Here is a 15,131-nt window from a genome sequence, read left to right on the forward strand (position 1 = left end):
GGGGGGGGGGGGGGGGGCGGCCCGGCCCGGGGCCCCGGGCGGCGGCCCTCGCCCGGGGGGGGCGCGGCGCCCGCGGGCCCCCGACGGTACGGGCTCAGAGCACCTTGGACAGGAAGGCCCTGGTGCGCTCGTGCTGGGGATTGGTGAGCACCTCGCGGGGGTTGCCGGACTCGACCACCACACCGCCGTCCATGAACACCAGCGCGTCGCCGACCTCGCGGGCGAAACCCATCTCGTGGGTGACGACCACCATGGTCATGCCCTCCTCGGCGAGGCCGCGCATGACGTCCAGGACGTCGCCGACCAGCTCCGGGTCGAGCGCGGAGGTCGGCTCGTCGAAGAGCATCAGCTTGGGCTTCATGGCCAGCGCGCGGGCGATCGCCACGCGCTGCTGCTGGCCGCCGGAGAGCTGCGAGGGGTAGTTCTTCGCCTTGTCGGCGAGGCCGACCCGCTCCAGCAGGACCATGCCGCGCTCGCGGGCGTCGGCCCTGCTCTCGCCCTTGACCTGGACCGGCGCCTCCATGACGTTCTCGACGGCGGTCATGTGCGGGAACAGGTTGAAGCGCTGGAAGACCATGCCGATGTCGCGCCGCTTGAGGGCGACCTCGCGGTCCTTGAGCTCGTGCAGCCGGTCGCCCTTCTGCTGGTAGCCGACCAGCTCGCCGTCCACCCAGAGGCGGCCGCCGTTGATCTTCTCCAGGTGGTTGATGCACCGCAGGAAGGTCGACTTGCCGGAGCCGGAGGGGCCGATCAGGCAGAACACCTCGCCCTTCGCCACCTCCAGGTCGATGCCCTTGAGCACCTCGACCGGGCCGTAGGACTTGTGCACGCTCTCGGCGCGGACCATGGGCTCGGCCGGGGCCGCGGCGTCGGCGGGGGTCTTGGTCAGATCGGTCATACGTGACCACCTCCCTCGATCCCCGGGACGACGTCGGCGGTCGTCCTCGGGGCGGGCTTCCCGGCGAACAGGCCCCGCAGTCGCTGCAGCGGGGTGGGCGGGAGGGTGCGGTTGGAGCCTCGGGCGTAGTGGCGCTCGATGTAGTACTGGCCGATGGTCAGCACCGAGGTGAAGAACAGGTACCAGAGGCTGACCACGATCAGCAGCGGGATGTTCTGGTAGTTCCGGGAGTAGATGACCTGGCCGGCCCGGAAGATCTCCTCCAGGGAGATCACGGAGACCAGCGACGTGGTCTTGAGCATCGAGATGGTCTCGTTGCCGGTCGGCGGGATGATCACCCGCATGGCCTGCGGCAGGACGATCCGGCGCATGGTCTGGAACCGGCTCATGCCGAGCGCGTGCGCGGCCTCGCTCTGGCCCTCGTCCACCGACTGGATGCCGCCGCGGACGATCTCCGCCATGTAGGCGGCCTCGTTGAGGCCGAGGCCCAGCAGTGCGGCGACGAAGGTCGGGATCAGCACGTTGGTCTGCTCGGACCAGAACTCGGGCCCCCACGGGACGCCGATCGACAGCTTGGCCCAGATCAGGCCGAGGAAGTTCCAGAACACCAGCTGCACCAGCACCGGGGTGCCGCGGAAGATCCAGATGTAGACCCACGCGACGCCGGCCAGCAGCGGGTTCGGGGACAGGCGCATCACCGCGAGGATGATGCCGCCGACCACACCCATGAGCATGGCGAGCACGGTCAGTTCCAGCGTCACCAGCAGGCCGTGCATGATGCTGTCGTGGAACAGGTACTGACCGACGATGTCCCACTTGAAAGCGGGGTTGGTGAGGAGGGCGCTCAGCAGCATCGCCGCGAGCAGGGCGATGACGACGGCGCCCGCCCAGCGTCCGGGGTGGCGGACGGGGACGGCCTTGATGATGTCAGGCCGCCCCTTCTCCGCCGTCCCCTTGTCCAAAGAGTTCACGGTGTGGCCTCGGGGGAGAAGATGGAGCGTACGAGGGTCAGCTGACGGCACCGTTGACGGCCGACGTGGAGATGGCGCCGGCCTCGACGCCCCACTTGGTGAGGATCTGCTTGTACGTGCCGTCGTCGATCAGCGACTGGACGGCGCCCTGGACGGCCGGGGTCAGCTTGGAGCCCTTGGCCAGGGCGACACCGTAGGGGGCCGTGCCGTAGGTCTCGCCGACCTTCTCCAGCTGGCCGCCGGACTGCTTGATCGCGTAGTCGATCACCTGGGAGTCGGCCATCATCGCCTGGTCGCGCCCGGACACCACGGCGTTGGTGACGTCCGTCTGGAGGTCGAACTTGTCGCCCCCGTTCGGGATGCCCGGCTTGCCGGCCTTGGCGCAGTCCGGGTCGCGGGTGTCCTTGATCTCGTCGGCCTGGGTGGTGCCGGTCTGGACGGCGATCTTCTTGCCGCAGAGGTCCTTCGGGTCGACCTTCTCCGGGTTGCCCTTCTTCACCGCGACGGCGCTGCCGGAGTTGAAGTAGGTGACCATGTCGACGATCTGTTCGCGCTCCTTGTTGTCCGTGAAGGACGACATGCCGAGCTGGAACTTGTTCGACTGGATGCCGGGGATGATCGCGGTGAAGCCGGAGTCCTGGACCTCGGCCTTCAGTCCGAGCTTGGCGGCGATGGCGTTGGCCAGGTCGACGTCCATGCCGATGATCTTGCCGCTGTCGTCCTTGAACTCGTCCGGGGCGTACGAGGCGTCCGCGCCCACGACGATCTTGCCGGCGGACTTGACGTCCTCCGGGACGAGCGAGGCCAGCTTGGGGTCGGCCTTGACCTCGTTGACGGTGGCGGAGGCGTTGGGGGCGCCGCCGCCGTCGCTCTTGCTGCTGCTGCAACCGGTCAGCACGAGGGAGACCGACGCGGCGACCACACCGGCTGCGAGGAGCCGGCTGCGCTGGGTACGGGTGGTCATGAGGGGGATCTCCATCCTGGGGGAGAGAGGTCGGGCGGAGCGCGCCGCGGGAGCGGCGCACCGGACCGGCGAGCCGCGCGGCTCGGTACGGGTGCGTGTCGCCGTACGTCGTCGTACGTGCAGGCCGGGTCGTGCAGTTTCCCGGGCGCGGGGGGAGCCGCCCGGGGTCGTACGCGGTACTGCTTCCGCCACCCTCCGCCGAGGTGGACGTTGACCGGACGGCCTCGACCAGTGGCCGGCTCGATCCGAGATGGGGGGAATCCTGCCATCTGATGACAGTCAGGTGGCCCTCATCCAGATCAAAATCGGATAACGAGGGGTCGCACTGTCCGCTATTCGGACTTATTCCGTGCCCCTGTCACCCTGCGCATACGTATGCAGACCGGTCCGTGCCGCACCCGGCGCCCGTCGCCCGCCGGATCAGATGCCCCCGTTGACCACCGCGTTCTGCGCCGCGCCGGCGCTCACGTTCCACTTGGCCAGGATCTTGTCGTACTCGCCGCTGCGGATCAGCTGGTCGATCGCCTTGGTCAGCACGTCGCGCAGCTGCCCGTCGTCCTTGCGCACCGCGATCCCGTACGGGTTGGAGGTGGACTGCCCGCCGGTCACCTCGAAGCGGCCGCCGCCGTCGGTGGTCTTCGCCGCGTAGGCGGCCACCGGGAAGTCGTTCAGGCCGGCCGCGGCGGCGCCGGAGGCGACCTCGGCCAGCGCCTTGGTGTCGGTGTCCAGCTTGTGGGGGGTCAGCGGGCGGCCGGCCCGGGCGCAGACGGCCACCTGGCGGGTGACGATCTCGTCCTGGGTGGTGCCCTGCTGGAGCGCGACGGTCCTGCCGCACAGGTCGTCCAGGCCCTTGATCCCCTTGGGGTTGCCCTTCGGGACGACGATCGAGGTGCCGGCGATGAAGTAGTCCACGAAGTCCACGCCGGGGCCGGTCTGCTTGCCGTTCTCGTCCAGGGCGTCGCGGCGCTGGCGGGTGTCGCTGAGCGCCGACATCGCCACGTCGTACTGCTTGGCCTGGAGGTTCGGCACCAGCTTGTCGAAGGGGGTGTCGACGAACTCGACCCGCACGTCGAGGATCCGGCCCAGGGCGGCGGCGAGCTCCGGGTCCAGGCCGGCCGGCTTGCCGTCCGGGCCGCGGTACTCCACCGGGGCGTAGTTGACGTCCATGCCGACCCGCAGCGCCCCGGCCGTCCGCTGGGCGTTCGGCAGCTTGCCGCGGAGGTCCTTGACCGGGTCGTCCGAGGCGGCCTGCCCGCCGCCGCAGCCGGTCAGCAGCAGGGCACCGGCGGTGGCCAGGGCGGCGGCGGCCGGTATCGGACGACGGGCATGGCGGACGTGAAGCATGAGGGAGGCTCCTGTGGGAGGGACGAGCGGCCGCCACGGTGTCGCGCGGGTGTACGCGAAATGGCGGACAAGCGATCCTGCCATCCCGGCCTGCCGGGCCCGGCGGCGGGTGTGTCAGAATTCGTTACCGGGTGACCCCCGAACGCTCGAACCAGACCGACGAGCCCCGACAGGCTCGGGGTGCCCGGGAACGGAAGTCCTCACGCGGCTCCGTATCCGGGGCGCCGACTCCCCTTCGGATCTGCGTTCACTCCTGCGGGTGCGCGTGCGCTCATGCCGTTGCCGCCGCCGGTGCCCGGCGCTTCCGACGCCGGGCCCTGTGACGCGACGGCACGGCGATGAACCGCACGTGACGAGGACGAAAAGGCATAGGTGCGATGCCTTCGTCCGACCTACGCTCGGCCCGGAAGCACAACGCGGACAACACAAGACCCCATAAAACCCTCATCCGAGGGCGCCGCCCGACGGCAGCGCCCCGACCCTGACCCCGGGTCCGCTTCGGCGTACCCGGTTTCCGGTTTCCGGCCGGGTCGTCCTGCCCGTCGGCCGCGCGTCCTCGCCAGATCAATGACGAAGAGGTCATCGTGGCAGCGGAGATCATCAGCAGCACCCAGGACACCGACGATCCGGTCGACGCGGTTTTCGCGCTCCACCGCGGCGGCAAGATGGAGATCCGGGCGACCGTCCCGGTGCGCGACGCGGACGACCTGTCCCTCGCCTACACCCCCGGTGTCGCCCGGGTCTGCACGGCCATCGCCGAGCAGCCGGAGCTGGTCAACGACTACACCTGGAAGGCCAACACCGTCGCGGTGGTCACCGACGGCACCGCGGTGCTGGGCCTCGGCGACATCGGCCCGCAGGCCTCGCTGCCCGTGATGGAGGGCAAGGCGATCCTGTTCAAGCAGTTCGGCGGCGTGGACGCGGTGCCGATCGCGCTCGCCTGCACCGGAGTCGACGAGATCGTCGAGACCGTGGTCCGGCTGGCGCCCTCGTTCGGCGGCGTCAACCTGGAGGACATCTCCGCGCCCCGCTGCTTCGAGATCGAGCGCCGGCTCCAGGAGGCCCTGGACATCCCGGTCTTCCACGACGACCAGCACGGCACCGCGATCGTCACCACCGCCGCCCTGTGGAACGCCGCCAAGGTGACCGGCCGTGAGATCGGCTCGCTGCGGGCCGTCATCTCCGGTGCCGGCGCGGCCGGCATCGCCATCGCCAAGATGCTGGTCGCGGCCGGCATCGGCGACGTGGCGGTCTGCGACCGCAAGGGCGTCGTCCACGAGGGCCGCGGCGACCTCACCGACGTCAAGGCCGAGATCGCCGGGCGGACCAACCGCACCGGCCTCAAGGGCTCGCTGGCCGACGCGCTGGCCGGCGCCGACGTGTTCATCGGCGTCTCCGGCGGCACCGTGCCGGAGGAGGTCGTCGCGACCATGGCCGAGGGCGCGTTCGTCTTCGCGATGGCCAACCCCACCCCGGAGATCCACCCCGAGGTCGCGCACAAGTACGCCGCCGTGGTCGCCACCGGCCGCAGCGACTTCCCGAACCAGATCAACAACGTGCTGGCCTTCCCGGGCATCTTCGCGGGCGCCCTCCAGGTCCGCGCCTCCCGGATCACCGAGGGCATGAAGCTCGCCGCCGCCAAGGCGCTGGCCGGCGTCGTGGCCGACGAGCTGACCCCGCAGAAGGTCATCCCCTCGCCCTTCGACGAGCGGGTCGCCCCGGCGGTCACCAAGGCCGTCGCCGAGGCCGCCCGCGCGGAGGGCGTCGCCCGGGCCTGAGGCCGAGCCTTCCGGGGCCGATCCTTCCGAGGCCGGGACACGCGTCACATGCTCGCGTGCTTCCCGGCCTCGGCCGTACCGGGCTAACGTCCGGGGCATGTTCGCCGCCTACGCCGCACGCATCGACGCCGACGATCCGCTGAGCGGGCTGGAGCTCGGGGAGCTTCCCGAGCCGCAGGCCCGACCCGGCTGGAGCGTGGTCACCGTCCGGGCCGCCAGCCTCAACCACCACGACCTCTGGTCGCTGCGCGGGGTCGGCCTGCCCGCCGCGCGGCTGCCGATGATCCTCGGCTGCGACGCCGCCGGGATCGACGAGGACGGCAACGAGGTCGTCATCCACTCCGTGATCGGCCAGAGCGGCCACGGGGTCGGCCCGACCGAGCCGCGCTCCATCCTGACCGAGCGTTACCAGGGCACCTTCGCCCGGAAGGTGGCCGTACCCACCTGGAACCTGCTGCCCAAGCCCGCCGGGCTGAGCTTCGAGCAGGCCGCATGCCTGCCCACCGCCTGGCTGACGGCCTACCGGATGCTGTTCACCAACGCCGGGGTCAAGCCCGGGGACACCGTCCTGGTGCAGGGCGCGGGCGGCGGGGTGGCGACCGCGCTGATCGTCCTCGGCAAGGCGGCCGGCCTGCGGGTCTGGGTCACCGGACGGGACGAGGCCAAGCGCGCCCGGGCGGTGGAGCTCGGTGCCGACGCGGCCTTCGAGAGCGGCGCCCGGCTGCCCGAACGGGTGGACGCCGTGCTGGAGACGGTCGGCGCCGCGACCTGGTCGCACTCGGTGAAGTCGCTGCGCCCGGGCGGCACCGTGGTCATCTCCGGGGCCACCTCCGGCCCCAACCCGAGCTCCACCGAGCTGAACCGGATCTTCTTCCTGGAGCTCAAGGTGGTCGGCTCGACCATGGGCACCAAGGAGGAGCTGGCCGGGCTGCTCGCGTTCTGCGCCAACACCGGCGTCCGGCCGGTGATCGACTCGGTGCTGCCGCTGGCCGAGGCCCGGGACGGCTTCGCCCGGCTGGCCGGGGGCGACGTCTTCGGGAAGATCGTCCTCACCCCCTGACGCCGCGGCGGCCCGGCGCCCCCGAACGGGGGCACCGGGCCGTCACCCTCCGGACCGCCGGCTCAGCCGAGCAGCCGCTTCAGCCGCTCGCCCGCGGCGCCCAGCACCGTACGGGCCTCGGCCAGCTTGTCCGCGCTCACCCCGCCGTCCCGGGCCGCGTCGCGGACCTGGTCGCGGAAGCGGTCGAGCAGCCGCTCCAGCTCGCGGGCCGGGTCCCCGGCCGGGTCGGTGCGGGCCCACGGCGGCAGGTCGGCCGCGGCGTCCGCGGCGGGCCCGTCCTTGTCCAGGTCGATCCGGGACACGGTGATCCGCTCGGCGGACCCGGTGGACTCCTCCTGCGCACCGTGGCCCCAGCGGGCCGCGTCGGCCAGCCCGGCCAGGCCCTTGGTCAGCTCCGAGAGGCCCTCGGCCAGCCCGGTCGGCCAGTCGCCCTTCGCGGCGTGCTCGCGCACCTGCTGCTCGACCCGCCGCTTGATCCGCAGCGCCTCCTGCTGCGCGGCGGTGCGGGAGGCCTTGGCCTGCTCGCGCAGCCGGCGGGCCTCCGCCTCGGCGGCCTTCGCCTTGGCCTTGGCGGCCTTCTCCTGCTCCCGGGCGCGCTTGGCCTGCTCCTTGGCCTGCAGCTTGAACTGGGCGAACTCCTCCTTGGCGCGCTGCCAGGACTCGTTGTCCCCCCAGGGCCCGGCCCACGGGTCCCCGCCCTCGGTGCGCTCCGGCCGGGGCGCCTGCTTCGCGGCGTTCCACAGCTCCTCGCGCAGGTCCTTGGCGCTGTCCCGGACGTCCTCGCGGATCGCCCCGGCGAGCTGGGCCACGGAGTCGTGGATCTCCACCTCCAGCTCCTCCAACTCGACCTGACGGGCTTCGAGTTCGGCGCGTCCGGCGTCGGTCAGCCGGTACACCTTGCGGCCGCCCTCGGTGCTGTGGGCGACCAGGCCCTCCTGCTCCAGCTTGGCCAGCCGCGGGTAGACCGTCCCGGCCGAAGGGGCGTACAGGCCCTGGAACCGCTCCTCCAGCAGCCGGATGACCTCGTAGCCGTGCCGCGGGGCCTCGTCCAGCAGCTTCAGCAGGTAGAGGCGGAGCCGGCCGTGGCCGAACACGGGGGTCATCTCAGGCCTCCTTGGTGAGGTTCGGGGTGCCGGGGCCGGCCGGGAGTTCCTTGACCACCACCGGGCCGTCCTCCTCCGAGTCGGGGCGGCGCAGCACGGTGACCGCGCCGGAGACGGTGGTGACGTTGAGGCTGCCGCGGCCCTCGCCGAGCCGGCCGGAGATCTTCTTGGCGCCCCAGGTGCTGCTCATCTGGAGTTCCTCGAAGGTGCTGGAGACGTCGCCGCTGGTGGAGCCGGCCTCGACGGTGGCGTCGGCCAGCGAGGGGATCCGGACCACGACCGCGCCGCTGACGGTGTTGACCTTGACGTCGGTCTCACCCGCCACGTCGAGGTCCAGGGTGACGGCCCCGGTGACGGTGTTGGCCTGGATCCGGTCGGCGGTGCCGGCGATCACGGTGAGCTGCCCGGAGACGGTGTTGACCTTGAGCTGGCCGCCGACCGCCTGGGCGTCCACGTCGCCGGTGACGGTACTGGCCTCGATCCGGCCGGTCACCCCGGCGAGGGTGGTGTCGCCGTTGGCGCTCTGCACCGAGACGTGCCCGCTGACGCCGCTGACGGTGGCGTGCGCCGACACGGTCCCGACCTTGACCTCGACGTCGGCCGGGACGGTCACGGTCACGCCGGCGATCCGCTTGCGCTTGAAGGAGCCGAAGAAGTTCTTCACCGAGCCGACCGACTTGAGCCAGTCGCCGAACTCGCCCCAGCTGTTGATGTCCTTGTAGGTGACCGTCAGGACGCCGTCCACCAGGGTCACGTGCAGGGGGTCGCCGACCAGCTCGGTGACCTCCAGGCGGGCCGGGCCCTCGGCCGCGACCACGTTCACCGTGCCCTCGATGGTCCGCACGTGCAGCGTGCGCACCGACTCGTCGAAGGTGATCCTCTCGGTGCCCTCGACCGTCCACTGGCTCATCTCTGCCGCCTCCCGTCGCGGATCGCGATGTATCGCGTTCTCTTTTAAAGACGATATATCGCGTGCTGGCAGAGTCAAGCGTGCCGGCCCCCGATCCCGACCCCGATCCGTCCCCGAGACCTCCCCTACGGGGACGGCGGGGCTCCGTACCCGAACACGCGCGAGGCCCGGGAGGCGGTTGCCTCCCGGGCCTCGCGGCGGCCGTCACCGGGTCACTCGTCGTCCTCGTCGTCGAGCCGCGCCAGCCAGGTGGCCAGCCGCTCGACCGGGACCTCGAAGTCCGGGTTGAGGTCGACGAACGCGCGCAGCTGCTCGGCCAGCCACCCCAGGGTGACCTCCTCCTCGCCGCGCCGGTTCTCCAGTTCCTCGATGCCTCGGTCGGTGAAGTACACGGTTCGCTCCGGTCCGATGGGGATTGACCTGGTCAGGATAGTCGGGTCAGCTCGCGCGCCAGGTGCTGACGGTGACCCTGGCGGCCCCGGTGGTCGGGTCCGCCTGCTCGATCACCGCGATGGCGATGTTGCGGGTGATCCGGTCGCGGACGCACAGCAGTCGGCCCGGGGCGACACGGTTGTACGAGAGGTCGGTGTCCGGCCGGGAGTCGATCGCGGCGGCGCACTGCTCGGCGGTGACGGACGGCTCGGTGATCACCGCGAAGTCCGACTTGTCGTCCCCGTAGGTGTCGAAGGCGTTGGCCTTGCTGCCGCTGCCGTTGTTGGTGACCCCCAGACCCCACTTCAGGTCGGTGGAGCGGGGCACCACGGTGCCCGCGTTCAGGTCGATCCGGTAGGCGTCGCTGGAGTACTCGGCGGCGGGGATCGACAGCGACTTCTTGTCCAGCATCGGGGAGTAGCCGGTCGGCCGGGCCGGGGCGGAGACGGTGCTCTGGCCGGACTTCGAGGGCGCGGCCGTCACCGAATCGCCGGAGGAGGAGGTGGAGGCGCTCGGGGAGGCGGCGGCCGACCGGGCCGGGTCCGGGCCCGGGCCCTGGGTGACGGTGACCGCGGGAGCCGGCTTGGCGTTCGACGCCTTGCCGTCGTCCAGCTTCTTCATCAGCACCACACCGCCCGCGGTGCCGCCGACCGCCATCACCAGGGCGACGGTGAGCAGCACCTTCCAGGACACCCCGCCCTTGCGCGCGGGCGCGGGCTCCGGTGCGGGCACGGGCGCCGGGGCGGCGGTCACCGCCGGGCCGGGCGGCGGGGTGTCGTGGGACGGCGGCTCCGGCCGGTGGAACCCGACGGTCGGCGGGGTGGGCAGCACCGGTGCGGTCGGCGACTCGGTGGGCGGCTGCGGGGCGCCGTACGAGCCGACCGGCGGCGGCGCGAAGCCGGACGGGGGCGTCGCCGGCTGCTGCGGGTGGGCCGCGGTGGCCGGGTGGGTCGGCGCGCCGGCGGGCGGCGGGGGAACGGCCGGCATCGCGGGCAGCGGGGTCGGCGGGGTGGCGGGCGCGGCCGGCAGCGGGGTCGGCGGGGTCCTGGGGAGGTCCGAGCGGCGGGTGATCTCGGTGCTGACCTCGCGCGGCAGCCAGTCGTCGCCGAACCGCAGCTGGCCGCCGACCTCCGGGTGGTTGCGGGCGACCTGGATGATCTCGGCGGGCGTGGGGCGGTCCTCCGGGGACTTCGCCAGGCAGCGCTGGATCAGTTCGCGCAGGTCGGCCGGGACGGCGGTGAGGTCCGCCTCCTCGTGCACCACCCGGTAGAGCACCGCGGTGTCCGGGCCGTCGCCGAACGGCGCGGTGCCGCCGGCCACGTACGCGGCCAGGGCGCCGAGCGCGAAGACGTCGGTGGCCGGGGTGACCGGGCGGCCCTGGGCCTGCTCGGGGGACATGAAGGCGGGGGAGCCGATCCGGTAGCCGGTGCCGGTCAGCGCGGTGGCGTCGGCGGCCCGGGCGATGCCGAAGTCGATCACCCGCGGGCCGTCCCCGGCGACCAGCACATTGGCGGGCTTGAGGTCGCGGTGGACCACCTCGACGCTGTGGATCGCCTGGAGGGCCTCGGCGATGCCGCCCATCAGCAGCAGTACGGTGCGCACCGGCAGGGCGCCGTTCTCGCGCACCACCTGCTGCAGGGACGGCCCCGGGACGTACGCGGTGACCAGCCAGGGGGCGTCGCCGTCCAGGCCGCCGGAGTCGATCACCTGCGCGGTGTAGAGCCCGTGGATGCGCTGGGCGCTGCTGACCTCCTGGGCGAAGCGGCGGCGGAACTCGCCGTCCTCGGCGAACTCCGGGCGCACCACCTTGAGTGCCACCGGGCGCCCGCCCGGGGTGTAGGAGAGGTAGACCCGGCCCATGCCGCCGGCGCCCAGCCGGGCGAACAGCCGGTAGCCGCCGACCTCCCGGGGGTCGTCCGGGAGGAGCGGCTGGAAGACCGGAGGAAGCTTTCCGGCGTCCCGAGGCGTGTCGGCGGTCATGCGGTGATCCCCCTGGGAGAGCGGTGAGGCGGTACGGCCGCGGCGGCCGGGCGCGTGGACGGGCACCCGGTCGCCGGACGGCGAGCCATAACCTATCGATCCGTCAGGAGTCCGCGCACGGCGGCTCCGGATTGGTTGCAGAGCTGGAACCGAACGGGCGGCGGGCACCAACGCCCGTGGCCCCGCCCTCCCGAAGGGGAGGACGGGGCCACGGGCGTTCGGACCGCGGGGCTTCGGCGCGTCAGAGCGCGAAGACCTCCTCGACCAGTGCCTGCTGCTCGGCGGCGTGCCGCTTGGCCGAGCCGACCGCCGGGGACGAGGCCGCCGTGCGGGCGACCCGGCGCAGCCGGGCGTCGCCGCCGGTGCGGCCGATGACGACCTGGAGGTGGTCCACCAGGTTCATCGCGATGAACGGCCAGGCGCCCTGGTTGGCCGGCTCCTCCTGCGCCCAGACGAACTGGACGTTGTCGCCGTAGCGGGCCAGCTCCTCCTGGAGCTCGGCCACCGGCAGCGGGTAGAGCCGCTCGACCCGGACGATCGCGGTGTCGGTGACGCCGCGCTCGGTGCGGGCGGCCGCCAGGTCGTAGTAGAACTTGCCGGCGGTGATGACCACCTTGCGGACCTGCGCCGGGTCGACGGTGGAGTCGCCGATGACCGGGCGGAACGAGCCGGACAGGAACTCCTCGGTCGCACTCGCCGCGGCCTTCAGACGCAGCATCGACTTCGGGGTGAAGACGACCAGCGGCTTGTGGTGCGGGTTGTGCGCCTGCCAGCGCAGCAGGTGGAAGTAGTTCGACGGCAGGGTCGGCATGGCGACCGTCATGTTGTTCTGCGCGCACAGCTGGAGGAAGCGCTCCGGGCGGGCGGACGAGTGGTCCGGGCCCTGGCCCTCGTAGCCGTGCGGCAGGAGCAGGGTGACGCCGGAGTGCTGGCCCCACTTCTGCTCGGCGGAGGCGATGTACTCGTCCACCACGGTCTGCGCGCCGTTGACGAAGTCGCCGAACTGCGCCTCCCACATGACCAGCGCGTTCGGGCGGGTCAGCGAGTAGCCGTACTCGAAGCCCATGGCCGCGTACTCCGACAGCAGGCTGTCGTAGACGGTGTAACGGGCCTGGTCCTCGGTGAGGTACTGCAGCGGGGTGTAGTCCTCGCCGGTCTTGCGGTCGATCAGGACGGCGTGCCGCTGGCCGAAGGTGCCGCGGCGGCTGTCCTGGCCGGCCAGGCGGACCGGGTGTCCCTCCATGAGCAGCGAGCCGATGGCGAGGGTCTCGCCCATCGCCCAGTCGATGGTGTTGTCCTCGACCGAGCCGGCGCGGCGCTGGAGCTGCGGCAGCAGGCGCGGGTGGACGGTCAGCCAGTCCGGGTGGTTGACCTGGGAGGCGGCGATCCGCTTGACCATCTCCTGGGAGATGCCGGTCCGGATGGAGACCGGGAAGTCGGCGACCGGCTTGCCCGTGGTGGTGTCGGCCGGTGCCTGGGCCGCGTCGCGGACCTCGGCGAAGACCTTCTCCAGCTGGCCCTGGAAGTCCTGGAGCGCCTGCTCCGCCTCTTCCATGGTGATGTCGCCGCGACCGATCAGGCCCTCGGTGTACAGCTTGCGCACCGAGCGCTTCTTGTCGATCAGGTCGTACATCAGCGGCTGGGTGAACGACGGGTTGTCGGCCTCGTTGTGACCGCGGCGGCGGTAGCAGATGAGGTCGATCACCACGTCCTTGTGGAACTCCTGGCGGAACTCGAAGGCGAGCCGCGCGACGCGGACCACGGCCTCCGGGTCGTCGCCGTTCACGTGGAAGATCGGGGCCTCGATCATGCGCGCCACGTCGGTGCAGTACATCGAGGAACGCGAGGACGCCGGGGCGGCGGTGAAGCCGACCTGGTTGTTCACCACGACGTGCACGGTGCCGCCGGTGCGGTAGCCGCGCAGCTGCGACATGTTCAGGGTCTCCGCGACGACGCCCTGGCCGGCGAAGGCCGCGTCACCGTGGATCTGGATCGGCAGCACCGGGAAGGTGGTACCGCCCTGGTCCAGGATGTCCTGCTTGGCGCGGGCGATGCCCTCGACGACCGGGTCGACCGTCTCCAGGTGGGAGGGGTTCGCGGCGAGCGAGACCTTGATGGTCTCGCCGTCCAGGCCGGTGAAGGTGCCCTCGGAGCCCAGGTGGTACTTGACGTCACCGGAGCCGTGCATCGACTTCGGGTCGAGGTTGCCCTCGAACTCGCCGAAGATCTTGCCGTACGGCTTGCCGACGATGTTGGCGAGCACGTTCAGGCGGCCGCGGTGGGCCATGCCGATGACGGCCTCGTCGAGGCGGTGCTCGGCGGCGGCGTCGATGGTCGCGTCCAGCAGCGCGATCAGCGACTCACCGCCCTCCAGCGAGAAGCGCTTCTGCCCGACGTACTTGGTCTGCAGGAAGGTCTCGAAGGCCTCGGCCGAGTTCAGCCGGCGCAGGATCCGCAGCTGCTCCTCGCGCTCGGGCTTCGCGTACGGCTTCTCCAGGCGCTCCTGCAGCCACTTGCGCTGCTTCGGGTCCTGGATGTGCATGTACTCGATGCCGACGGTGCGGCAGTAGGTGTTGCGCAGCAGGCCGAGGATGTCGCGGAGCTTCATCATCTTCTGGCTGCCGAAACCGCCGACCGCGAACTCGCGCTCCAGGTCCCACAGGGTGAGGCCGTGGGTGGTGACGTCCAGGTCGGGGTGCTTGCGCTGCTTGTACTCCAGCGGGTCGGTGTCGGCCATCAGGTGGCCGCGGACCCGGTAGGAGTGGATCAGCTCCATGACGCGGGCGGTCTTGTTGACCTCGTCGTCGTGGGTGGTGGCGACGTCGGTCGCCCAGCGGACCGGCTCGTACGGGATCCGCAGCGACTCGAAGATCTCGTCGTAGAAGCCGTTCTCGCCGAGCAGCAGGCGGTGGATCTCGCGCAGGAACTCGCCGGACGCCGCGCCCTGGATGACGCGGTGGTCGTAGGTCGAGGTCAGCGTCATGATCTTGGAGACGCCCAGGCGGGACAGGGTCTCCGGGGCGGAGCCCTGGAACTCGGCCGGGTACTCCATGGCGCCGACGCCGACGATGGTGCCCTGGTTCTGCATCAGGCGCGGCACGGAGTGCACGGTGCCGATGCCGCCGGGGTTGGTCAGCGAGACCGTGACGCCGGTGAAGTCGTCCATGGTCAGCTTGTTGGCGCGGGCCCGGCGGACGATGTCCTCGTAGGCCTGCCAGAAGCCGAAGAAGTCGAGCGTCTCGGCCTTCTTGATGGCCGCGACGACCAGCTGGCGGTCGCCGTTCGGCTTGACCAGGTCGATGGCCAGACCGAGGTTGACGTGCTCCGGCTTGACCAGGAAGGCCTTGCCGTTCTCCACCTTGTAGCTGTAGTTCATGCCCGGGGCGGCCTTGATGGCCTGGACCAGGGCGTAGCCGATCAGGTGGGTGAACGAGACCTTGCCGCCGCGGGCGCGCTGCAGGTGGTTGTTGATGACGATGCGGTTGTCGATCAACAGCTTCGCCGGCACGGCGCGGACCGAGGTCGCGGTCGGCACCTCCAGCGAGGCGTCCATGTTGGTGGCGACGGCCTTCGCCGGGCCGCGCAGCTGGATCAGCTCGGGGCCGGCGGTGGCGGCGGCCGCGGCCGGCGCCGGGGCGGCGGCCTTGGGAGCCGGGGGCGCGGCGGGCGCGGCGGCGAGCGGAGCCGGAGC

11 protein-coding genes are annotated in these 15,131 nt (G+C 71.7%); 2 read left to right on the forward strand and 9 right to left on the reverse strand.

From position 1 onward, the window contains the following. Positions 1-94 precede the first annotated feature (94 nt). From ACWGKU_RS36825 to ACWGKU_RS36840, 4 genes are all read right to left on the reverse strand, one after another. Positions 95-898 carry an amino acid ABC transporter ATP-binding protein gene (locus ACWGKU_RS36825; protein WP_401054938.1) on the reverse strand — a complete coding sequence of 268 codons (804 nt, stop codon included), beginning with the start codon at positions 896-898 and terminating at the stop codon, positions 95-97. Continuing rightward, positions 895-1,869 carry an amino acid ABC transporter permease gene (locus tag ACWGKU_RS36830; protein WP_380550074.1) on the reverse strand — a complete coding sequence of 325 codons (975 nt, stop codon included), beginning with the start codon at positions 1,867-1,869 and terminating at the stop codon, positions 895-897. The genes ACWGKU_RS36825 and ACWGKU_RS36830 overlap by 4 nt, the downstream gene beginning before the upstream one ends. Before the next feature lie 37 nt (positions 1,870-1,906). After that, positions 1,907-2,833 carry an ABC transporter substrate-binding protein gene (locus tag ACWGKU_RS36835; protein ID WP_359904494.1) on the reverse strand — a complete coding sequence of 309 codons (927 nt, stop codon included), beginning with the start codon at positions 2,831-2,833 and terminating at the stop codon, positions 1,907-1,909. 420 nt (positions 2,834-3,253) lie between these two features. Next, positions 3,254-4,177: an ABC transporter substrate-binding protein gene (locus ACWGKU_RS36840; protein WP_452180664.1), complete on the reverse strand. Its 924-nt coding sequence runs from the start codon at positions 4,175-4,177 to the stop codon at positions 3,254-3,256. 584 nt (positions 4,178-4,761) lie between these two features. Between ACWGKU_RS36840 and ACWGKU_RS36845 the strand changes: the two genes are divergently transcribed. Further along, positions 4,762-5,955 (forward strand): NAD(P)-dependent malic enzyme, encoded by a 1,194-nt coding sequence (locus tag ACWGKU_RS36845; RefSeq protein WP_452180663.1) that lies wholly within the window; start codon positions 4,762-4,764, stop codon positions 5,953-5,955. 97 nt (positions 5,956-6,052) lie between these two features. Beyond that, positions 6,053-7,015, forward strand: coding sequence for a zinc-binding dehydrogenase (locus tag ACWGKU_RS36850; RefSeq protein WP_401054054.1), 963 nt, complete (start codon positions 6,053-6,055; stop codon positions 7,013-7,015). 62 nt (positions 7,016-7,077) lie between these two features. On the opposite strand, the gene ACWGKU_RS36855 is transcribed toward ACWGKU_RS36850, so the two are convergent. The 5 genes from ACWGKU_RS36855 to ACWGKU_RS36875 all read right to left on the reverse strand — a co-directional run. Continuing rightward, positions 7,078-8,118, reverse strand: coding sequence for a PadR family transcriptional regulator (locus ACWGKU_RS36855; RefSeq protein ID WP_452180662.1), 1,041 nt, complete (start codon positions 8,116-8,118; stop codon positions 7,078-7,080). 1 nt (position 8,119) lies between these two features. Further along, positions 8,120-9,028, reverse strand: a complete 909-nt coding sequence (locus ACWGKU_RS36860; RefSeq protein WP_401055312.1) for a DUF4097 family beta strand repeat-containing protein — start codon at positions 9,026-9,028, stop codon at positions 8,120-8,122. Positions 9,029-9,240: 212 nt separating this feature from the next. Beyond that, positions 9,241-9,420, reverse strand: coding sequence for a DUF6104 family protein (locus ACWGKU_RS36865; RefSeq protein ID WP_387695218.1), 180 nt, complete (start codon positions 9,418-9,420; stop codon positions 9,241-9,243). Positions 9,421-9,466: 46 nt separating this feature from the next. Next, positions 9,467-11,440, reverse strand: coding sequence for a serine/threonine-protein kinase (locus ACWGKU_RS36870; protein WP_452180661.1), 1,974 nt, complete (start codon positions 11,438-11,440; stop codon positions 9,467-9,469). A gap of 241 nt (positions 11,441-11,681) precedes the next feature. Beyond that, on the reverse strand, positions 11,682-15,131 hold a 3,450-nt coding region (locus tag ACWGKU_RS36875; RefSeq protein ID WP_452191735.1), incomplete at its 5' end, for a multifunctional oxoglutarate decarboxylase/oxoglutarate dehydrogenase thiamine pyrophosphate-binding subunit/dihydrolipoyllysine-residue succinyltransferase subunit.

Source organism: Kitasatospora sp. NPDC054768 (genome assembly GCF_053612025.1).